General features: G+C 73.4%; 16 protein-coding genes and 4 pseudogenes. 6 read left to right on the forward strand and 14 right to left on the reverse strand.

Annotated elements, in window-relative coordinates:
- Positions 1 to 42: 42 nt before the first annotated feature.
- The 3 pseudogenes from ACLQ2U_RS11225 to ACLQ2U_RS11235 form a co-directional block, all read right to left on the reverse strand.
- Positions 43 to 380, reverse strand: a pseudogene (locus tag ACLQ2U_RS11225) (ATP-binding cassette domain-containing protein); the annotation flags it as partial.
- A gap of 175 nt (positions 381 to 555) precedes the next feature.
- A pseudogene (locus ACLQ2U_RS11230) lies at positions 556 to 693 on the reverse strand (DNA-binding response regulator); the annotation flags it as partial.
- A 51-nt stretch (positions 694 to 744) separates the two neighbouring features.
- Positions 745 to 1,158 (reverse strand): annotated as a pseudogene (locus ACLQ2U_RS11235) (hypothetical protein); the annotation flags it as partial.
- Positions 1,159 to 1,309: 151 nt separating this feature from the next.
- Here ACLQ2U_RS11235 and ACLQ2U_RS11240 point away from each other — a divergent pair.
- A complete protein-coding gene (locus ACLQ2U_RS11240) occupies positions 1,310 to 2,755 on the forward strand; it encodes an LVIVD repeat-containing protein (protein WP_425750535.1) in 1,446 nt (481 codons plus the stop codon).
- Positions 2,756 to 3,015: 260 nt separating this feature from the next.
- Here ACLQ2U_RS11240 and ACLQ2U_RS11245 read toward each other — a convergent pair whose 3' ends face one another.
- Entirely contained in the window at positions 3,016 to 3,693 is a 678-nt protein-coding gene (locus ACLQ2U_RS11245) for a DUF305 domain-containing protein (protein ID WP_425750536.1), read from the reverse strand.
- A gap of 187 nt (positions 3,694 to 3,880) precedes the next feature.
- Here ACLQ2U_RS11245 and ACLQ2U_RS11250 point away from each other — a divergent pair, with 187 nt between their 5' ends.
- Positions 3,881 to 5,287, forward strand: coding sequence for an LVIVD repeat-containing protein (locus ACLQ2U_RS11250; RefSeq protein WP_425750836.1), 1,407 nt, complete (start codon positions 3,881 to 3,883; stop codon positions 5,285 to 5,287).
- Between the two features lie 75 nt (positions 5,288 to 5,362).
- On the opposite strand, the gene ACLQ2U_RS11255 is transcribed toward ACLQ2U_RS11250, so the two are convergent.
- Positions 5,363 to 6,358 carry a linear amide C-N hydrolase gene (locus tag ACLQ2U_RS11255; protein WP_425750537.1) on the reverse strand — a complete coding sequence of 332 codons (996 nt, stop codon included), beginning with the start codon at positions 6,356 to 6,358 and terminating at the stop codon, positions 5,363 to 5,365.
- Positions 6,359 to 6,472: 114 nt separating this feature from the next.
- Here ACLQ2U_RS11255 and ACLQ2U_RS11260 point away from each other — a divergent pair, with 114 nt between their 5' ends.
- Positions 6,473 to 6,694, forward strand: coding sequence for a DUF2188 domain-containing protein (locus ACLQ2U_RS11260; RefSeq protein ID WP_425750538.1), 222 nt, complete (start codon positions 6,473 to 6,475; stop codon positions 6,692 to 6,694).
- A gap of 116 nt (positions 6,695 to 6,810) precedes the next feature.
- Here ACLQ2U_RS11260 and ACLQ2U_RS11265 read toward each other — a convergent pair.
- From ACLQ2U_RS11265 to ACLQ2U_RS11300, 8 genes and pseudogenes are all read right to left on the reverse strand, one after another.
- Positions 6,811 to 7,376 (reverse strand): annotated as a pseudogene (locus ACLQ2U_RS11265) (MerR family transcriptional regulator).
- The gene (locus ACLQ2U_RS11270; protein ID WP_425750539.1) at positions 7,373 to 8,983 is read right to left on the reverse strand and encodes an asparagine synthetase B family protein; all 1,611 of its coding nucleotides are present in this window, start codon (positions 8,981 to 8,983) and stop codon (positions 7,373 to 7,375) included. The pseudogene ACLQ2U_RS11265 and the gene ACLQ2U_RS11270 overlap by 4 nt, the downstream one beginning before the upstream one ends.
- A 5-nt stretch (positions 8,984 to 8,988) precedes the next feature.
- On the reverse strand, positions 8,989 to 9,957 hold the full coding sequence (locus tag ACLQ2U_RS11275) for a hypothetical protein (protein ID WP_425750540.1): 969 nt from the start codon (positions 9,955 to 9,957) through the stop codon (positions 8,989 to 8,991).
- Between the two features lie 91 nt (positions 9,958 to 10,048).
- Entirely contained in the window at positions 10,049 to 10,879 is an 831-nt protein-coding gene (locus tag ACLQ2U_RS11280; RefSeq protein WP_425750541.1) for an isocitrate lyase/PEP mutase family protein, read from the reverse strand.
- An 8-nt stretch (positions 10,880 to 10,887) separates the two neighbouring features.
- On the reverse strand, positions 10,888 to 11,832 hold the full coding sequence (locus tag ACLQ2U_RS11285) for a cytochrome P450 (RefSeq protein WP_425750542.1): 945 nt from the start codon (positions 11,830 to 11,832) through the stop codon (positions 10,888 to 10,890).
- Between the two features lie 147 nt (positions 11,833 to 11,979).
- A complete protein-coding gene (locus ACLQ2U_RS11290) occupies positions 11,980 to 12,720 on the reverse strand; it encodes an ArsR/SmtB family transcription factor (RefSeq protein ID WP_425750543.1) in 741 nt (246 codons plus the stop codon).
- 57 nt (positions 12,721 to 12,777) lie between these two features.
- A complete protein-coding gene (locus ACLQ2U_RS11295; RefSeq protein WP_425750544.1) occupies positions 12,778 to 13,383 on the reverse strand; it encodes a response regulator transcription factor in 606 nt (201 codons plus the stop codon).
- The gene (locus tag ACLQ2U_RS11300; RefSeq protein WP_425750545.1) at positions 13,380 to 14,531 is read right to left on the reverse strand and encodes a sensor histidine kinase; all 1,152 of its coding nucleotides are present in this window, start codon (positions 14,529 to 14,531) and stop codon (positions 13,380 to 13,382) included. The genes ACLQ2U_RS11295 and ACLQ2U_RS11300 overlap by 4 nt, the downstream gene beginning before the upstream one ends.
- A gap of 133 nt (positions 14,532 to 14,664) precedes the next feature.
- On the opposite strand from ACLQ2U_RS11300, the gene ACLQ2U_RS11305 reads away from it, so the two are divergent.
- Both ACLQ2U_RS11305 and ACLQ2U_RS11310 read left to right on the forward strand, forming a co-directional pair.
- Positions 14,665 to 15,504, forward strand: a complete 840-nt coding sequence (locus ACLQ2U_RS11305; protein ID WP_425750546.1) for a hypothetical protein — start codon at positions 14,665 to 14,667, stop codon at positions 15,502 to 15,504.
- A gap of 68 nt (positions 15,505 to 15,572) precedes the next feature.
- Positions 15,573 to 17,372, forward strand: a complete 1,800-nt coding sequence (locus ACLQ2U_RS11310) for a DEAD/DEAH box helicase (protein WP_425750547.1) — start codon at positions 15,573 to 15,575, stop codon at positions 17,370 to 17,372.
- A gap of 73 nt (positions 17,373 to 17,445) precedes the next feature.
- Here the strand turns inward: ACLQ2U_RS11310 and lon are convergent, their stop codons facing one another.
- A complete protein-coding gene (gene lon / locus ACLQ2U_RS11315) occupies positions 17,446 to 19,782 on the reverse strand; it encodes an endopeptidase La (protein ID WP_425750837.1) in 2,337 nt (778 codons plus the stop codon).
- A 255-nt stretch (positions 19,783 to 20,037) separates the two neighbouring features.
- Between lon and ACLQ2U_RS11320 the strand changes: the two genes are divergently transcribed.
- Positions 20,038 to 20,385 carry a histone-like nucleoid-structuring protein Lsr2 gene (locus tag ACLQ2U_RS11320; protein WP_425750838.1) on the forward strand — a complete coding sequence of 116 codons (348 nt, stop codon included), beginning with the start codon at positions 20,038 to 20,040 and terminating at the stop codon, positions 20,383 to 20,385.
- Positions 20,386 to 20,501 lie beyond the last annotated feature (116 nt).

Here is a 20,501-nt window from a genome sequence, read left to right on the forward strand (position 1 = left end):
CTCCCCGCCGGGAGCATCGGCCGCGGGCCTCCCACCATCGCCGCTGACGACGGTGGGCAGCAGGTTGAACTTCTGGAAGACGAAGCCGATCCGGTCCCGGCGCAGCAGGGTGAGCCGCTTGTCGTCGAGCCGGTCGGTGCGGCGTCGCCGATGCGGACCGTCCCGGCGCTCGGCCGGTCCAGGCCGGCCAGGCAGTGCATCAGGGTCGACTTGCCGGAACCGGACGGCCCCATGATGGCGGTGAACCCGCTGGCGGCGAAGTCGACGTCGACGCCGTCGAGCGCGACAACGCGGGCGGCGCCGAGGCCGTACTCCTTCCGCAGTCCTCGGGCGGTGACCGCGACGCCGGCGGTGGGGTGGACGGGTGGTACGACGGACACGTGGTGCTCCCCGTGGAGACGATGACCAGGACGTCTCCGACGCTATGGACGGCACCGGCCGGTCGGCGTCCACCCGCGCGCTCGACCGGTCTCCGCCCGTGGGCGCCCCTGACCGGGGCGACCCGTACGACGCAGGTCGTACCCGGGCTCAGCCGCCGGGGGTGACCAGCCCGCTCTCGGCTGGCTGGGCCAGCCGCGGGTCCTCGGCGGGGCCCGGGCCGAGCTGTCCGGCGAACCGGTCGAGCAGCCGGCGGGTGATCGACGGGGCGACCACCGAGTCGCCCTCGGCGACCACCCGGATCGCGGTGAGCAGCCGGGTGGCGGCCCGCTCCTCCAGGCTGAGCACGTAGAGCCGGCGGGTGCGCACGTTCAGCGCGGCCAGCCACACCCCGCCGGTGACCAGCGCGAAGTAGATCGCGGTGGCCCACCAGGCGGCGGTGCTGATCGTCTGGGAGGTGGCCAGCACCACCCCGATCGCGGCGACCGCGCCGGCCAGCACGCCGTCGCGCAGCCGGTCGGCGTACTTGACCACGCTGTAGAGGGCGATCAGCACCGCGATGTCGAAGGCCAGCGGCCCCCACCCGGCAAGCACCTGGAGCAGCGCGAGCGCGGCCTCACCCAGCGAACGTGCCGGTGCGCGCGGTTGACGGCGGCCGTCCGGCGGGCCGCTGCGGATTCCGAGAAACCCGGTCAGCCGGCGAGGAGCTCCCGATAGACCACCATCAGGATCACCAGCGGCACCGCGAGGACAGTATGACAATTGCCAGAGTCCGGGCACGCCGGTTGGTCATGGCCCCGCTCCCTGAGGTCGAGGTCACCGCGATGCTATCCATTGACGAAGGCGTTGATATGTGAGTCAGATCACATCGACAGGTCTCGAGGGCCGGTAGGGTGTGGACAATCGTCTCCCCCTTGTGAAGGGCTCGCCGATGATCAGATCTTCCACGCCGCGAACACGGCGGTTCCAAGTCGTGAGCCTGGCCGCGGCCGGTCTCCTCGTCTCCAGCGTCATGATCGCCTCACCGAGCAACGCCCAGGTGGCACCGCAGTCGGCGCCGGCCGACACTGTGGACGCGACGAACGCCATCCCCGGCGTCGACCAGGTTGCCAGCAGCCCCAACCTGCGGCAGATCGCCAACCTGCCGAAGCAGGCCCCGCTGAACGCCACCAACAGCGACATCGCCTTCCAGGGCAACTACGCCTACGTCGGCAACTACAACGGCTTCGTGATCTACGACATCGCCCGCCCCAGCGCGCCATCCGTCGTGTCGCAGGTGCTCTGCCCCGGCTCGCAGAACGACATCTCGGTCTACGGCAACCTGCTCTTCCTCTCCACCGACTCCTCGCGCAGCAACGACTCCTGCAACAACGTCGCGCAGTCCGCGACCATCAAGGAGTCCTGGGAGGGCATCAAGGTCTTCGACATCAGCGACAAGACCAGCCCCCGCTACGTCAAGGCGGTCGAGACCGACTGCGGCTCGCACACCCACACCCTCGTCCCGGCCAAGGACGGCACCTCGGTCTACCTGTACGTGTCGTCGTACTTCCCATCGGGCGATTTCCCGGACTGCCAGCCGCCGCACGACTCGATCTCCATCATCAAGGTCCCGCTGGGCGCCCCGACCGACGCGGCGGTGGTGGCCACGCCGAACCTCTTCCCCGATGGCGGATACAAGGGCAGCGGCAACGGCACGGCGACCAGCGGTTGCCACGACATCACCGCCTACCCGCAGAAGGACCTGGCGGCGGGTGCCTGCATGGGCGACGGCATCCTGATGGACATCTCCAACCGGGAGGCGCCCCGGGTGATCGACCGGGTGCGCGACACGAAGAACTTCGCCTTCTGGCACTCGGCTACCTTCAACAACAACGGCACCAAGGTGATCTTCACCGACGAACTCGGCGGTGGCGGCGCGGCGACCTGCAACAAGAAGGTCGGGCCGGACAAGGGCGCGGACGCCATCTACGACGTCACGGGCAGCGGTGACGCCCGCTCGCTGGTGTTCCGCAGCTACTACAAGATCCCTCGCGAGAACGCCGACACCGAGAACTGCGTGGCCCACAACGGCTCGCTCATTCCCGTCCCCGGCCGCGACATCATGGTCCAGTCCTGGTACCAGGGTGGAGTCTCCGTCTGGGACTTCACCGACTCGGCCAACCCGAAGGAGATCGGCTACTGGGAGCGGGGTCCCGTTTCCGACGCCCAGCTGACCTTCGGCGGCACCTGGTCGGCGTACTACTACAACGGACACATCTACTCAAGCGACCAGAAGGGCCTGGACGTGCTGGAGATCGACGAGGAGTCGATCCCCGGCGCAAAGACGAGGCACGTCAACCGACTCAACACGCAGACCCAGTACGAGTACCGGGACTGACCGGAGGGCAACGCCGGGCCCGGCCCCCCGTCAGGGGGCCGGGCCCACTCGTGTGCTGACTCAGCTCATCGAGAGTTGGTACCCGCGGTCCCCGCCGTCGCGGTGGTCAGCCGGACCTCGTGGCTGACAGGCCGTACGCTGCCCAGCGGGCGGCCGAGGAGCGTGCGATTTCACGGTCACCCAGCCTACGTGCCGATGTGGGCGGTCGACGGCCGCGCCGTGGCCGCGGCGCCGTGGCGGCGGCGCGAACGGGGGCGGGATCAGGAGGCGAGCAGTTCGCGCATCCGGCTGATCTCGACGTTCTGCTCCACCGCGACCGAGTTCGCGAACTCCAGGAGCATGGGCTCCGCGCCGACCTTCAGCAAGTTGGTGGCCATCTCGACGGCGCCGGCGTGGTGGTCGCTCATCAACTGCACGAAGAGCCGGTCGAACTCGGCGCCCCGGGCGTCGGCGAGCCGGCGCATCGCCTCGGGCGACTGCATGCCCCGCATGGTGCCGTGGTCGTGCCCCGCCTCGTCGGCCGAGAGCCCCCGGGCCTGCAGCCAACTGCGCATGTAGTCGATCTCCGGCGCCTGGCTGGCCCGGATCCGCTCGGCCAGGGCCTTGATCCGGGGATCGGCGGCCCGCTGCGGGGCCAGCACGGCCATCTCCAGGGCCTGCGCGTGGTGCGGGATCATCATCCGCACGAACCAGGTGTCCATCGAGTTGTGCGGCGGCGTGGCGGTCGCCCGGACCTCCTGGGCGGGACGGACCTGCGCCGACTCACCCGGCCGGCCCGGCACGATCACGGGTGGCCCGTCGGCGGTGGCGGACGCGTCGGCGGCACTCGGTGTGGATGCCGAGGGCCTGTCACCTGGTCGGAGCAGGAGAGCGGTCACGGCCAGCACGAGGACCGTCAATGTGACGGCGATCAGTGCCCATCTGCCTCGCACGGTCATTCGGCACCCCCTGGAGGTCGAGGTCGTGGCGATCGTATCCATTCACGACCGACGTAAAATGTGACTTGGATCACATAGATGTTATCCGCCGGCCGGTAGTGTGACGCGAATCATCATCCCCTTCTGGAGGGTCTCGCCGATGATCACATTTTCCGCATCACGACCGGCGCGCCGCCGCCTCGCCGGCATGGCCGCCGCCGGTCTCCTCGTCGCCACCGTCGCCGGTGTCCAAACGGGCGCCCAAGCGGCGCCGGACGAGGCCGAGGCGCTGCAACCGGCCACCGTGGACGCCGCCACCGCCCGGCTCGCCGTGGACGAGATCTCCAGCAGCACCAACCTGCGACAGATCGCCAACGTGCCGAAGCAGGCCCCGTTCAACACCGTCCCGGCGTTCGGCACCGACATCGCGTTCCAGGGGCCGTTCGCCTACGTCGGCAACTACGAGGGCTTCACCATCTACAACATCGCGAACCCGGCCGCACCGAAGACCATGTCGCAGGTGCACTGCCCCGGTTCGCAGAACGACATCTCCGTCCACGGCAACCTGCTCTTCCTCTCCACCGACTCGCCCCGCAGCGACGACTCCTGCGCGAGCACGGGCGTCCCCTCCAGGGAGACCAAGTGGGAGGGCATGAAGATCTTCGACATCAGCAACCCGGTGAAGCCGCAGTACGTCAAGTCCGTCCAGACGGCCTGCGGCTCGCACACCCACACCCTGGTGCCGGCGAAGGACAAGGAGTCGGTCTACCTCTACGTCTCCTCGTACGGGCCGAGCGACACGTACGTCGGCTGCGCGAGGCCGCACGACTCGATCTCGATCGTCAAGGTGCCGGTGAAGTCGCCGACCGACGCGGCCGTGGTGGCCATGCCGAACCTCTTCCCTGACGGCGGGTACCCCGGCCGTCCGGGTGGATCGGCGACCAGCGGCTGCCACGACATCACGGCGTTCCCGGAGAAGGACCTGGCCGCTGGCGCCTGCATGGGTGACGGCATCCTGATGGACATCTCCGACCGGGAGAAGCCGCGGATCATCAACTCGGTCCGCGACACGGTGAACTTCGCCTTCTGGCACTCGGCGTCGTTCAACAACACCGGCACCAAGGTCGTCTTCACCGACGAGCTCGGCGGCGGCGGCCAGGCCAGGTGCACCGAGGCCACCCGGTCGACCTGGGGCGCGGACGCCATCTACGACATCACCGGCAGCGGTGACGAGCGGAAGATGGAGTTCCGCAGCTATTTCAAGATCCCCCGCTTCAACGGCGCCACCGAGAACTGCGTCGCCCACAATGGCTCGCTCATCCCCGTGCCGGGCCGGGACATCATGGTCCAGGCCTGGTACCAGGGCGGCATCTCGGTCTGGGACTTCACCGACTCGGCCAACCCGAAGGAGATCGGCTACTGGGAGCGGGGTCCGCTCTCCGACACCCAGCTGATCCTCGGCGGCTCCTGGTCGGCGTACTACTACAACGGACACATCTACTCCAGCGACATCCAGAAGGGCTTCGATGTCCTGGAGATCGACGAGGAGTCGATCCCGGGAGCGAAGACGCACCACTACACGCAGCTCAACGTGCAGACCCAGTCGGGCTTCTGACGCTCGGGCGGAGCTGACCGGAGCGCACCCGGGCCCGGCCTTCCCTGCGAAGGCCGGGCCCGGCCACGTTCCGGCTCAGTTCATCGGCAGCCGGTACCGGCGCTCCGCGCCGGTCGCGGTGACCAGCCGCACCTCACCGGTACGCAGGCCGTAGGTCACCGACCAGCGGGTGTGCCCCTGCCGGACCCGGTCGAGGAGGGCCAGCGCCGCCGGGGCGTCCAGCACCGCGCCGGCCCGCTCCAGCTCGGCGGCGAGGACGCCGTACCGGTGGTCGTCACGGAGCTTCTCCTCGGGCACGCCGACCACCGGCACGTTGGTCAGCGCCTGCCAGCGCCCCTCGCCGCGCCGCACCCGCATGACGCCGTCGACGAACTCGACCACCGCCGACCGCCCGCCCGCGTCGGCGAGCAGGTAGTGCAGCGGCGGCCCGCCGTCGAAGTCCAGGTTGTACCGGCCGAAAATCGCCACCGCCTCGTCGACCGTCGCCGCCCGGTCCAGCACCAGGCGCAGGATCCGGACCGAGCCGACGGTGGGGCGGCCCGGCACCGGCTTCGCGGTCGCCCCGTCGTCGGCGGCCAGGCCCACGGCCAGCCCGCGCTCGTTCATGCCGTCGAAGGGCAGCAGCGGCGCATTGAGCAGCCGCCGGTCCCCGGTCGGGTCGGGCCCCACCCCGAGGTACGACAGGTCCACCAGGGACACCGTCGCGTACCCGTCCGGCGGGTCGGTGCGCAGCACCATTGCCGGGTTGGCGTCCCAGTCAAAGTTGCGGGCGAACAGCGGCCGGGCCGGGTCACCCGAGGCGGCGAAGAGCGAGCAGCCGAACGGGCTCGCCTGCGGCCGGGCATCGGTGCCGAGCGTCGGGTCGTACGCACCGACATAGGTCATCTCGTACAGCGGCAGGTCGTCGACCCGGCGCAGGCTGGTCAGCGTCCGGGTGACCTCGTCGGCGTTCTGCCGGGAGGCGGTGGGCATGCCGGCGTCGGCCGGCGCCGGTGGCGCCGGATCGGCGTCGGCGCAGGCGGTGGTGGCGAGCAGCAGGGCCAGCCCGGCCCCCAGAAGAGGTCTCCGCATATCCCCTGAACGCTAGGCGAGGCATCGACGGTTGTCCACCATCCGATGGAGACGCCGGTTTCCGATTCCGGCACCTGGGTACCGCCATCTGGACGGACGAACGGAAGGTGAGACATGAAGCGCAACGAATACCACGTGGTCCCGAACGGCGGCGGCTGGAAGGTCGAGCAGGGCTCGAAGACGGTCGGCTCGTACGACACGAAGCACACCGCGGTCGAGCAGGGGCGCAAGGTGGCCCACGCCAACGAGCCCAGCCAGCTCGTCGTGCACACCGCCGACGGGAAGATCGAGACCGAGTACACCTACAAGGACGACCCGTTCCCGCCCGCGGGCTGAGCGGCGTATCTCTCCGGCGGCCTGCCGGGACCTCCTGGGCACAGGCGGTTCCGGCAGGCCGCCGTCGCGTCCGCCCGGGCGGTGCGAGGATCGGGCGCCGTGGAAGCCGCCGGCGGTCAGGCCTTGACCACCGGGATCTGCAGCTCGGTGACGCCCTTCTCCGGCTCCCCCTGGGTGTAGTCCAGGTAGAACTCGCGGGCGAAGCCGTCGGCGCGGTACCCGTTCTCCTCGATCCACCTCGCGAGCACCTGCAGGGTCTCCTCGACGTGGTCCATCGACCCGTGGTGGATGATCGTCGCGGCGGTCGCGACCGGCGGCAGGTCGACGATCTGCGCGCGGTCCCCGTCAGCGCCGCGACGCGGACCGGCGGGATCTCCTTGGGTACGACGTCCTGGCTGGTCATCCGACCCTCCGTCTCGATCATCCGGAGCCTCGCCTCGATCCCGGCCAACCGGGCGGTGTCCGCCGCCACCTGCGCCTCCAGCTGCGCGCGGCGCAGCCGCAGCATGCCGCGCAGCTCGGCGACGTCGACGGCGTCGTCGAGGATCGCCTGCACCTGGGCCAGGGTGAGGCCCAGCTCCTTGAGGGCGACCACCCGGTTGAGCCGGCGCAGCTGGTCGGCGCGGTAGTAGCGGTAACCGGTGTGCGGGGAGTCAAGCCGCGAGTGCCATCGGACGGTCAGCCGGGCAACGGGGCCTCGTCGCCCCGGGTCCGCCGAGGCCCCACCAACCGCTTCACCAGCGGCGCGGCGTTCCACTTCGCCGCGCCGACCAGGTCCCGGGCGTGCTCCAGCACGGTGTAGTCGGGGCGGGCCAGCCCGTCGGCGATCGCCCGGTCCAGATCGTTGCCGCAGCGGGTCAGCACCCTGCTGAAGTCCCGGCGGACCGGCTCCAGCAGGTCGTAGCCGAACGCGCGGTGCAGCCGGGCGAAGAGCGGCTTGTACAGCCGGACCCGCTCGTGCAGCCCGGACGAGTACGACATCGGGTTCTTCGGCCGCCGCCGGATGTAGTCCGGCAGCACGTCGGCGAACGCCCGCCGGACGATCCACTTCTCCTGGCCCTCACGCAGTTTGAGATCCAGCGGCAGCCGCATCGCCAGCTCCACCACGCTGAGGTCGAGGAAGGGCACCCGGGCCTCCACCCCGTGGCCCATGCTGGCCCGGTCCACCCGCTGCAACTCCGTACGGCAGAGGTTGCGGATCTTGTGCAGGAAGAGCCGGCGGGCCCGCCCCGGGCCGACCTGGTGGTACATCGGGCAGCCGCCGAAGAGCTCGTCCGAGCCGTCCCCGGTGAGCACCACCTTGACGCCCAGCTCGCGCAGCCGGCGGAAGATCGGCACGGAGACCACCGCGTTGATGATGTCGCCGTACTCGGTCAGCTCGGAGATCCGGATCGCCTCCCGGATGTCGGCCAGCCGGATGTCGCGCGGGCGCAGCTCGACCACCTCGTGCGGGACGCCGAGGTCGGCGGCGAGCCGCCGGGCGTACGCCACGTCCGGGCTGTCCGGCACGCCGACGGTGACCGCCACGCAGTCCGGGTGCAGCTCGCGGACGTGCAGCAGCGCGAGCGAGCTGTCCAGCCCGCCGGAGAGCACCACCCCGACGGTGAGGTCGGTGTCCACCCGCATCCGGATGCTGTCGGTGAGCGCGGCGCGGACCAGCAGTGCCGCCTCGTCCGGGTCGTCCACCACGGGCAGCCCCTCGCCGAGGGTGAGCAGGTCCAGGTACGCCCGCAGCCGCACCGGGCCGTCCGGCTCGGCCCAGCCGTGGTGCCCGGGCGGCACCTCGCCGATCGGGGCGCGCTGGCCGACCAGCGCCTTGACCTCCGAGGCGACGTGCAGGCAACCCGCCGTCCGGGCCCAGTACAGCGGCTTGACCCCGAGCGGGTCGCGGGCCAGGTAGACCCGGCCGGTGGCCCGCTCGACCAGGGCGAAGGCCCACTCGCCGCGCAGCCGGTGCACGGCCTCCTCGCCCCAGCGCAGGAACGCCGCGAGCACCACCTCGGTGTCGCTCTCGCTGCGAAAGGGGTACCCGAGCCGGGCCAGCTCGCGGCGCAGCTCGTGGTGGTTGAAGACTTCACCGTTGTAGCAGAGGACGTACCGCCCGTCGGGCGAGGTCCAGGGCTGCACGGCCCGGTCCCGGTCGACGATTCGCAGCCGTCGTACGCCGGTGAGGAGGCCGGCCTCCTGCCGGGTCTCGGTCACCTCGCCCCGGGGCGCGACGACGGCGAGCATCCGCCGGAAGATCGCCGGATCGGCCTCCGGGCCGACGCTGAGCGCGATGCCGCACATCCGCCTCAGGCCCCCATCTCCGCTTCGTACGCCGAACGCAGCCGGGCGCTGGCGCCGGGCGCGAGGCAGAGGTGCCAGGCCTGGCCCTCGTCGACCACGTTGAGTTCACCGGCGGCCTGCCGCGCCAGCAGGATCCCGACCAGGGTGTCCCGGACACCGAACCGGCCGAACCACTCCATCTCCACGTCGACCGCCCAGCCCAGGCAGTGTCCACTGGGGACCATCGCGGCGTACCCGAGGCGGCGCAGCTGGTACTGGTGTGCCGCGCTGCGGACCAGGCTGGTCACCCAGAGCGACGGGGTGCCGGGCGGGGTGGCCCGGTCGAACTCGCGGGCGAGGTCGTTGAGCAGCGCCACGACCTCCCGCCGGGCCCGGCGGAACTTCACCCCGGCGGTCCGCGGGGTGGCGTCCGGCAGCAGCCGGCGGCGCACCGCCCGGATCCCCCGGCCGAACACGGTCGCCGGCTGCTCCTGGTAGCGGAAGCTGATCAGCCCGCGCCGGCGCAGCCACTCCAGGTCGACCAGGTCGGGGTGGGCGTTGACCTGCTCGTCGGTGAGGAAGGGGGGGATGTCGCGCCACCACATCACGTCGATGCGGGAGAGCAGGTAGATCCGGACCAGCCCGGTGAGATCGCTCGCCGAGGTGCGCTCGTTCGGCTGGTAGCGGGCCATCTCCAGCAGCAGCGTCTCGCGGGCGCCGATGAACCCCTGCGGGGTGGCGTCCAGCACCGCGGCGATCGCCGGCTCGCGCAGCCGCTGGTCGAGCAGCACCTGTCGGGCGGCGGCCGACGACGCGTCGGCCAGCGCGCCCACCTCGACCAGCAGCTCCGTGACGGCGTCCCGGTACGCGTCCAGGTCGGGTGCGATCCGCGCGGGGGGCCGGGCCGTACCCGGGGCGGGGGACCGCCGCGCCGGCGCGGGCGAGGCGACGGACGGGCCGGGCTGGTGGCTGGAGCTTCGACTGGGCACGCGCATGATCGGGTCCTCTCCCGGTACGACACCCTGCGGATGAACCGACCGTAAGCACCCGGACCGGGTGGAGAGCGAGCAATCCTCCCATCTAACTCTAAGGGCTACCAAGCTCCTCCGTTCCGCCCTGGTCGGGACGGAGCCGGCACGTCGTCAGCCGCTGCACCTGCGCGTACGACGGCAGTCCCGGGTCCGGTTCGCCGCCCTCGCGGACCGCTTGGGCGGTCCGGACGACCGCGGCGAGGGCCGCCCGGAACAGCAGCGAACCGGTGCTGACCCGGGCCACCCCGAGGTGGCCCAGCGCGGCGAGGCCCGGCCCGCCGGGCTGGTGCAGCACGTTGAGCGGCACGTCGACCGCCGCCACCAGGGTCCGGATGGTGGCCGGGTCGGCCAGGCCGGGGACGAACACCCCGTCCGCCCCGGCCCGCCGGTAGGACCGCAGCCGCGGCACGGCCCGCTCCAGTGCCTCGGGCATGCCGAGCCACCAGGTGTCGGTACGGGCGTTGACGAAGAGCTCCGGCGTCCGGGCCTTGACCGCCTCGATCTTCGCCGCCGTCAGTGCGGGATCGGCCAGGGTACCGTCGGGCCGGCCGTCCTCGAGGTTGATCCCCACCACACCCAGGTCGGCCAGCTCCGCGACGTAGCCGGCGACCTCGGTCGGGTCGTCGCTGAAGCCGGCCTCGACGTCCACGGTGACCAGCACCGGCAGCCGGACGAGCAGCGCGGCCAGGCGCAGGTTCTCCTCGGCGGTGGCCGCCACGGCGTCGGGTTTGCCGCTCGCCGCGGCCACCCCGAGGCTGGTGGTGCCGAGCGCCGGGTACCCGGCCGCGGCGAGCGCGGCGGCCGACGCGTGGTCCCAGGCGTTCGGCAGCAGCAGCGGCCGGCCGGTCCGGTGCAGGGCGCGGAAGGCGGCGTAGCGATCGGTCATCAGGGGCCTCACCGGTCGGTCGGAACGCGCGGTGGCGCGGACGGTTGGTGGCCGGGCGTGGCCGGGTGGCCGCGCAGCACGTCCACGACTCCGGCGGCCAGGGCGAGGGCGTGCCGCTCGCCGGGGCAGCCGTGCGGGCCGGCGCCGAAGGTCAGCGGCGCCGCGGACCGGTCCCGGGCCGGGTCCCGGTTCGCGGCGTCGAAGCGGATCAGCAGGGTGGCGCCGGCGGGAATCCACCGGCCACCCACCTCGGTGGCGGTGAACGCGAGCCGCCGGGTGCCGCGAACCGGCGGGTCGAGTCGCAGCACCTCCGCCAGCAGCGCCCGGGTGGGCACCGACCGGGGCAGCGTCGGGGCGTACCGGGCGGCGGCGCCGATCAGCCCGGCGGTGGCGTCGCACGCCTGGACCAGCAGGCCGATCCGGTTCGCCACGGCCTCGGGCGGGCCGGGCGGGGACATCGCCAGCAACGCCGCCACCCCGTCGTCCGCGCGCCGCACCGCCGCCGGACCAGCACCGGGCTGGTAGGCCGCGGCGACCGAGGCCACCGCCGGCACGGCCGCCACCGGGTCGGCCAACCCGAGCCGGGACGCCAGCACCCGCACGGGTACGCCCCGGGCCGGCACGTCGCGGTCGCACGCGAGTTCCTCGGCGGTGAGCCGGGCGGCGTCCCGGCCGAGCAGGTCCGGATGGAGCCCGGTCAGGACGGCGACGGCGAGCGCCCGCCGGTCGGGATGCCGGTCGGGGGCACTGAACCGGGCGACCGCGCCGCGCAGCCAGGCGAGCGTGCCGGGCGGCCCGGGCGACGCCTCGGGTACCCGGAAGGCGGAATCGGTGAGCACGGCACAAACGTCGGCGTACCGGGTCACCGCCCAGACCCCGTCGTCCTCCGGCGTCGGTGGGCCGCAGGATGGCGTGCCGGGGGCGGGGGCGACGACGCGCGAGAGGTCGATCACGGGACCGAGGCTAGGGCCGGATCGGTTCGGTCCCGACCGAACTGCGGCGTACTCCCCGCGCACGGACGGGTCCAGGTCGCCGATCCGGCGGCATCCGGGTGACCGGGACACCGCCACATCGCCGGCCTGGAGTCGCCGGGTGCCGGCTCAGGCGCGTCCGCCGCCGGCGTCGCGCCCCGGTGGCGTCAGGTCATCGGGGGGCAGCCCGAGCTCGGTGAAGGCCGCCACGCCGGACGGGGTGACCCGGATGCTGCGGCCGCCGCCCCGGGCGGTCCAGCCCAACTCGGCGAAGCGGTGGCAGAGCGCCGCGCCCAGCGCGCCGGCGAGATGCGGGCGGCGCTCGGTCCAGTCCAGGCAGTCGCGGAGCAGGGGCCGGCGGCCAGCCCGCAGCGGCGCGACCGGCACGCCCAGCCCGGCCAGCCACTCCCGGCCGGCCGCGGTCAGCGCCAGGCCGTCGGCGGCCTCGAGCAGGCCGCGGGCCAGCAACGCGTCGCGCAGCCGTACGCCGAGGCGCCCGGCCAGGTGGTCGTAGCAGGTGCGGGCCCGCGCGAGCGCGGCGTCGGCGGTGGCGGCGCGCAGCGAGCTGGCCGGGCGGGGCGTCGGCGGCAGGTGGCCGGCCAGATCCTCGATCAGCTGCGCCACCGCCGGGCCGGCCAGCCGCAGGTAGCGGTGCCGGCCCTGGCGCTCCTCGACCAGCAGCCCACCGCGGACCAGCCGGCTCAGGTGGTCGCTCGCCGTCGACGGGGCGACCCCGGCGGCACGGGCCAACTCCCCCGCCGTCCAGGCCCGGCCGTCGAGCAGAGCCAGGCAGAAGCTGGCCCGGGTGCCGTCGGCGAGCAGGACGGCGAGGTCGGCCAGCCGGTGGCCGTCGGTGGCGGCTGCGGTCACCTGGGAATGGTCGCACGAGCTCGTCACGCCCGGCGTGGTCGTCCAGGTCGTATCCGGTCACAGCCACCCCGCCTCCCGGGCGATCCGTACCGCCTCCGCCCGATCGGACGCGCCGAGCTTCTGCACGCTCGCCGCCAGATGGTTGCGCACCGTCCCGGCGGCCAGGTGGGTCCGCCGGGCGATCACCGCGACCGGGGTGCCGTACTCGGCCAGCCGCAGCGTTTCCAGCTCCCGTGGGGTCAGCGGGCACGGCGGCAGGGTGAGCGCGTCGGCGGCCAACGCCGGGTCGACGTAGCGTGCGCCCGAGTGGACCCGGCGGATCACGTCGGCGAGGGCGCCTCCCGGCGCGCCCTTGGCCAGGAAGCCGCGGGCGCCGGCGGCGAGCGCGTGGCGCAGGTGCCCGGGACGACCGTGGCCGGTCAGGATCACCACGGCGCAGGCGGGAAACGCCCGGCCCAGCTCGGCCGCGAGGGCGATCCCGCCGGGCGGCGGCATCTCCAGGTCGACCACGGCGACGTCGGGCCGGTGCGCCCGGGCCGCGTCGAGCGCCGCCCTCCCGTCGCCGGCCTGGGCCACCACCTCGATGTCGGCCTCCAGTCCGAGCAGGGCGGCGATCGCCTCGCGGATCAGCTCCTCGTCGTCGGCGAGCAGGACCCGGATCACGGGGCCACCGGCACGGTCGCGCGGAGGGTGAAGATGTCGGAATCCCGGGACGTCCAGAGCGTGCCGCCGGCCGCCGACAGCCGCTCGGCCAGGCCGCGCAGCCCGTGGCTGTGCCCGTCCGGCCCGACGTCCGCGCCGGCCCCATCGTTGCTGACCGTCATCGTGGCCACGCCGTCCTCCCGGGTGATCTCGATCCGGCACCAGCCGGCCCGACTGTGCCGCAGCAGGTTCGTGCCCGCCTCGCGCAGCACCGCCGCGAGTTCCGTGGCGGCCGCCGCCGGCAGCTCCCCCACCGGCGGTACGACGTCGCACCGCACCCCGCACGAGCGCAGCACCTCCCCCACCGCGGCGAGCTGCTCGGTCAGGTCGACGGCCCGGTAGCCGTGCACGGCCTCGCGGACCCGGTCCAGCGCGGAGCCGGCGAGCCGCTGCACCTCGGCGGCCTCCCGCCCGGCCCGCCCGGCGTCGACCGGGGCGAGCCGGGCCGCCAGTTCCGCCTTCAGCGCGATGACGGTGAGGTCGTGCCCGAGCAGGTCGTGCACGTCCCGGGCGAAGCGCAGCCGTTCCTCGGCGGCGGCCAGCCGGGCCCGGGCGGCCTGTCCCTGCCGGGCCTCGACCAGGAGGTCCCAGAACCAGACCTGCATCCGGTTCACCGCGGCGATCCCGGCGCCGACGCCACCGGTGATGAGCAGATGGGCGTCGACCGGGCCGCCGGTCCAGCCGGCCACCGCGACCGAGGTCGCGACGGTCGCCCCGGCGGCGGCGAGCGCGGGGACCGGCCGCAGCAGCAGCGGTGTCATCCCGACCAGCGACGCGCCCAGCCAGGCCCAGGTCGGCCAGGCCCCGGCCGCCACCGGCCCGACCAGCGGCAGGCTCAGCACCGCGACGACGCCGAACCCGAGGTGGGACCGGCGCCGCCACGCCGACGCCAGCCAGGGCGTGACGGCCGTGTACGACACGGCGGTCTGCGCGACGGTGAAGGCGGCGATGCCGATGCCCCCGGAGACCACCAGGACCGGGTCGGGCTCCCGGGCCAACCCGACGCCGGGCAGCAGCAGGCTGGTCCAGAAGGTGGTCACCAGCGCCGCCAGCGTCACCCGGCGGGCCCGGCGCAGCCGCCGGTCCGCTCCCGCCGCCCCGACCGTCATGTCCGCCGATCCTAGGGCCCGCGACGCGTCGGGCCACCCCTGCCGAATGTCACGGACCGGCCGTGGATTCCGCACGGGAATCCCGTGACGGTCGGGCCTGTCCGCCCGCGCCGGCCGCCGGCAGGGTCGAGTCATGACCGAGACGCTCTCCGTACCCTCGTCCCCGCCGGTCGCCGCGGACCGCGCCGGCCGTCGCCTGCTGCGCCACCTCGCCGAGATGACCGTCGCGATGCTGGCCGGGATGCTGCTGCTCGGCCCGGTCTGGCGGCTGGCCGCCGGGGCGGTCGGCCTCGCCGGCGCCCTCGAGCGGCCGGCGGTCGCCGCGCTGCTGATGGCCACCGACATGTCGATCGGGATGGCGGCGTGGATGTGGCACCGGGGGCACGGGTCCCGCGCCACCGCCGAGATGGTCGCCGCCATGTACGTGCCGTTCCTGCTGCTGCTCGTGCCCTTCGCCGCCGGGCTGGTCGGCGGGGACGCCCTGATGCTCGGCGGGCACGTGCTGATGGTCCCCGCCATGGTCCTGGTCGCGCTGCGGCACCGGCACGAGCACCCCGTGCCGCCGGCCCGGCACCCGGTGGTGGCGGCGGTGACCCGCCGCTGGCCGTCCGGGCTGGCCCTGCTGATGACGGTCGACACCTGGGTCGACCCGCTGGTGCCGTCGCCGTGGTTCCTGCTGGTGCTGCCGGCCGGGTACCTGCTGATCGGGACCGGGCGCCAGGCGTGGCGTACCCCGGGCACGCTGCCGGTGCAGCTGGCCGGCCTGGCGGGGTGGACGGCGCTGGCCGCGCTCGCCGCGCTGGCCGGCGACGGTCCGGGGCGGTGGCTGGTGGCGGCCGGCTGGCTGGGCCACGCGGTCTGGGACCTGGCGCACCACCGCGGCAGCCGGGTGGTGCCGCGCGGCTACGCCGAGTGGTGCGCCGTCCTGGACGCCGTCATCGGGGTCACCACCGTGCTCGCCATCCTCGGCTGAGCGTGTCGAGGGCGACGGTTGTGCCGGTCGCCGGAGCGGACCGGCGACGGTGATGAAAAGCTTTGCCCATGAGTTCCGCACCCGAACCGACCGACCCCACCACCCCCGGCGACCCCGACGAGGCGACCGCCTTCGCGGACCTCGGGCTGCGCGCCGAGCTGCTGGGCGCGCTCTCCGCGCTCGGCTACGAGGAGCCGACCCCGATCCAGCGGGAGGCGATCCCGCCGCTGCTGGCCGGCCGGGACCTGCTCGGGCAGGCGGCGACCGGTACGGGCAAGACCGCCGCGTTCGCCCTTCCGCTGCTGCAGCGGATGCCAGACGACCGGACGACCGGCGACCCGGTGTCGCTGGTGCTGGTGCCCACCCGGGAGCTGGCGGTGCAGGTCTCCGAGGCGTTCCACCGCTACGGCAAGGACCTCGGTACCCGGGTCCTGCCGATCTACGGCGGCCAGCCGATCGGCCGTCAGCTGCGCGCCCTGGACATGGGCGTGGACGTGGTGGTGGCGACTCCGGGCCGGGCGCTGGACCACATCGCCCGGGGCACGCTGCGGCTGGGTTCGGTGGCCACCGTGGTGCTGGACGAAGCGGACGAGATGCTCGACATGGGCTTCGCCGAGGACATCGAGGCGATCCTGGAGCACGCCCCGGCGCAGCGGCAGACAGTGCTCTTCTCGGCGACCATGCCGGCGCGCATCGACGGGCTGGCCCGGAAGCACCTGACCGACCCGCAGCGCATCCAGATCGAGCGCGAGCGGCCGGTGGCCGGCGAGGCGCCCCGGGTGCGGCAGAGCGCGTACATCGTGGCCCGGGGGCACAAGCCGGCGGCGCTGGGGCGGGTGCTGGACGTGGAGTCGCCGACCGCGGCGATCATCTTCTGCCGCAGCCGGGAGGAGGTGGACCGGCTCACCGAGACGATGAACGGCCGCGGCTACCGGGCCGAGGCGCTGCACGGCGGGATGAGCCAGGAGCAGCGGGACCGGGTGATGGGCCGGCTGCGTACCGGCACCGCCGACCTGCTGGTCGCCACCGACGTGGCCGCCCGCGGCCTGGACGTCGAGCAGCTCACCCACGTGGTCAACTACGACGTGCCATCGGCGCCGGAGTCGTACGTGCACCGGATCGGCCGGGTCGGTCGGGCCGGCCGGGAGGGCGTGGCGATCACCCTCGCCGAGCCGCGTGAGCACCGGATGCTCAAGACCATCGAGCGGGTCACCGGGCAGCGGATCGCCATCGACAAGATCCCCACGGTGGCGGACATGCGCACCCGGCGGCTGGAGCTGACCCAGGGCGCGCTGCGGGAGAGCCTGCTGGAGGACGACCTCGATCCGTTCCGGGTGATCGTGGAGTCGCTGTCGGACGAGTTCGACATGATGGAGGTCGCCCTCGCCGCGGTGAAGCTGGCCCACGAGGCGACCCTGCCCGGCGCCCCCGACGAGGAGGAGATCCCGCAGGTCGCGGTCCGTCCGCAACGGGAGACCCGGCCCGGGTACGAGGGCCGCGGCGGGGAGCGGCGCGGCGGCGGCGCCCGGCCGCGTACCGGCGGCACCACCCAGGTCTTCATCGGGCTGGGCCGGCGCGCCGGGGTCCGGCCGCAGGACCTGGTCGGGGCGATCACCGGGGAGACCCAGCTCAGCGGCCGGGACATCGGCTCGATCGAGATCGCCGACCGGTTCTCGCTGGTCGAGGTCCCGACCGGGGTCGCCGACGAGGTGATCACCGGGCTGCGCGGCAGCACCATCAAGGGCCGCAAGACCACCGTACGGCTGGATCGTGATGGCGACGGGGGCGGCGAACGCCGCTTCGAGGGGGCCGACCGGCGCGAGCGCCGCGACCGGGACTTCGGCGCGGACCGGCGCGACCGGCGCTGAACCACGCAGAGAGGCAGCCCCCTGCCGGTCCGGCAGGGGGCCTCTCTGCGTCCCGCCCGGGGGCGGGTGGTGATCAGGCCGCGCTGAGCGTCTGGCCGCCGAGCGTCTCCACGTCGACGTCGGCGGGGCGCAGCGCCAGGGCGAGCACGTCGGCGACGTCGGCCAGGGTGTGCACGGTCAGCGCCTCGCGTACCTCGGTGGGCAGGTCGTCGAGGTCCGGCTCGTTGCGGGCCGGGATGATCACCTCGGTCAGGCCGGCCCGGTGGGCGGCGAGCAGCTTCTGCTTCACCCCGCCGATGGGCAGCACCCGGCCGGAGAGGGTCACCTCACCGGTCATCCCGAACTCGGGGCGGACCGGCCGGCCGGTCACCAACGACGCCAGCGCGGTGACCATGGTGATGCCGGCGCTGGGGCCGTCCTTGGGCACCGCGCCCGCCGGGAAGTGCACGTGGATCCGCCGCCCGGCAAGGGCGTTCGGGTCGATGCCGAGGCGTCGCCCGTTGGACCGCAGGTACGACAGCGCGATGTGCGCGGACTCCTTCATCACGTCGCCGAGCTGGCCGGTGAGGGTCAGGCCCGGCTCGCCCTCCATGCTGGTGGCCTCGATGAAGAGCACGTCGCCGCCGGCGCCGGTGACCGCCAGGCCGGTGGCCACGCCGGGCACCGCCGTCCGCTCGGCCGACTCCGGGGTGAACCTGGGCCGGCCCAGGTAGCGGGCCAGGTTGTCGGTGCCCACCCGGACCGGCGCGGGGTCGGACGCCAGCGCGACGGCGACCTTGCGGAGGATCTTCGCCAGGGCCCGCTCGAGCTGCCGGACGCCGGCCTCCCGGGTGTACTCCCCGGCGATCCGCGCGAGCGCCTCGTCGGCGATGGTGACCTCGTCGGCGGTCAGCCCGGCCCGCTCCCGCTGCCGGGGCAGCAGGTGGTCCCGGGCGATGGCGACCTTCTCGTCCTCGGTGTAGCCGTCCAGGGTCACCAGCTCCATCCGGTCCAGCAGCGGGCCGGGGATGGACTCCACCACGTTGGCGGTGGCCAGGAAGAGCACGTCGGACAGGTCGAGGTCGACCTCGAGGTAGTGGTCCCGGAAGGTGTGGTTCTGCGCCGGGTCGAGGACCTCCAGCAGGGCGGCGGCCGGGTCGCCGGAGTAGCCGGCGGCCAGCTTGTCGACCTCGTCGAGGAGCACGACCGGGTTCATCGAGCCGGCCTCGCGCAGCGCGCGGACGATCCGGCCGGGCAGCGCGCCGACGTAGGTGCGCCGGTGGCCGCGGATCTCCGCCTCGTCCCGGACGCCACCGAGGGAGACCCGGACGAAGCTGCGGCCGAGCGCCCGGGCGACGGACTCGCCGAGGCTGGTCTTGCCGACGCCGGGCGGGCCGGCGAGGGCGAGCACCGCGCCGGAGCCGCGTCCGCCGACCACGCCGAGGTTGCGCTCGGCACGGCGGTTGCGCACCGCGAGGTATTCCAGGATGCGGTCCTTCACGTCGGCCAGGCCGGCGTGGTCGGCGTCGAGCACCGCCCGGGCCGCGTCGAGGTCGGTGTTGTCCTCGGTACGCGTGCTCCACGGCATCTCGAGCACGGTGTCGAGCCAGGTACGGATCCAGCCCGCCTCCGGGGAGGCGTCGCTGGCCCGCTCGAGCTTGCCGACCTCGCGCAGCGCCGCCTCGCGGACCTTGTCGGGCAGCTCGGCCGCCTCGACCCGGGCCCGGTAGTCGGCGGAGCCGTCCGGCTCGTCCTCGCCGAGTTCCTTGCGGATCGCGGCGAGCTGCTGGCGGAGCAGGAACTCCCGCTGGGACTTCTCCAGCCCCTCGCGGACGTCGCTGTTGATCTGCTCGGTGACCTCCTGCTCGGCCAGGTGCTCCTTCACCCAGCCGACCAGCAGCTCGAGCCGGGCGGTGACGTCCGGCGCGACGAGCAGGTCGGTCTTCTGCGCCAGGCTGAGCCAGGGCGCGTAGCCGGCCGCGTCGGCCAGCTCGGAGAGTTCGGTCATCCGCTCCATGGCGTCGATGACCTGCCACGCGCCGCGCTGCTGGAGGACCGAGGTCATCAGCGCGCGGTACTCGCGGGCGAGTTCCCGGGCCTTACCGGCCGGGGCGGGTTCGTCGAGTTCGGTCGCCTCGACCCAGAGGGCGGCGCCGGGTCCGGGGACGCCGGAGCCGATCCGGGCGCGGGACAGGCCGCGGATGACGGCGGCCGGTTCGCCGCTAGGCAGCCGGCCGACCTTCTCGATCAGGGCGACCGCGCCGACCGGGCCGTACTCGCCGTCGATGCGGGGCACGGCCAGCAGTTTCTTGTCGCCGGTGGCACGGGCCGCGTCGACGGCGGCCTGCGTCGTCGGGTCGAGGGTCACCGGGATGACCATGCCGGGCAGCAGGACGGCGTCGGTCAGCGGAAGTACCGGAAGAGTTGCCATCGAACACCTGCTATCGCGTTGGGTTGAGCGTGTCTCACTCAAGTCACCAAGCGTTCCCCGTGTTCCTCCCTGTGACCCGGGACACATCCGGGCCCGCCGCCGCCGGCCGGACGGCCAGGCCGGGTGGATTGGCCGTCCGCGGATTTCCCACGATTGACGCGACCCGCCAAATGAAAGCGACGCATATTGTTGCGGATTTGCCGGCGGATAGGTCAAACTCTTAGCACACCCCGCCCGACACAGGGAGTAATGGCGATGGCAAGGAAAGTAATCACCGTTCTGACCGACGACCTCGACGGCGGAAAGGCCGATCGGACCGTCGAGTTCAGCGTGGACGGGGTGGCGTACACCATCGATCTCTCCGACGAGAACGCAGGCGTGCTCCGCAAGGCGCTGGACCCGTACATCAGCGCTGGCCGTCGGATGGGCCGGGGCGCCGTGGAGGTCGCTCGCCCGACCCGTCGGCCCGGCCGGACCGGGGTCTCCGGAATGGACCGCGAGCAGAACCGGGCCATCCGGGAATGGGCCACCAAGAACGGCTACGAGATTTCCGAGCGCGGGCGGATCCCGGTCTCCGTCGTGGAGGCCTGGAAGAACCGCTGACCGCGACCGGATCACGATCCGAGGCACCGGGGTCACGCTGAGAAATCGGCGGAGGCCCCGGCGCTTTTCGCGCCGTTCACAATTTCCACCCGTCGGTGCGCCGACGAAGACCCCGA

The sequence above is a fragment of the Micromonospora sp. DT47 genome, assembly GCF_049844475.1.
Classification (GTDB): Bacteria; Actinomycetota; Actinomycetes; order Mycobacteriales; family Micromonosporaceae; genus Micromonospora.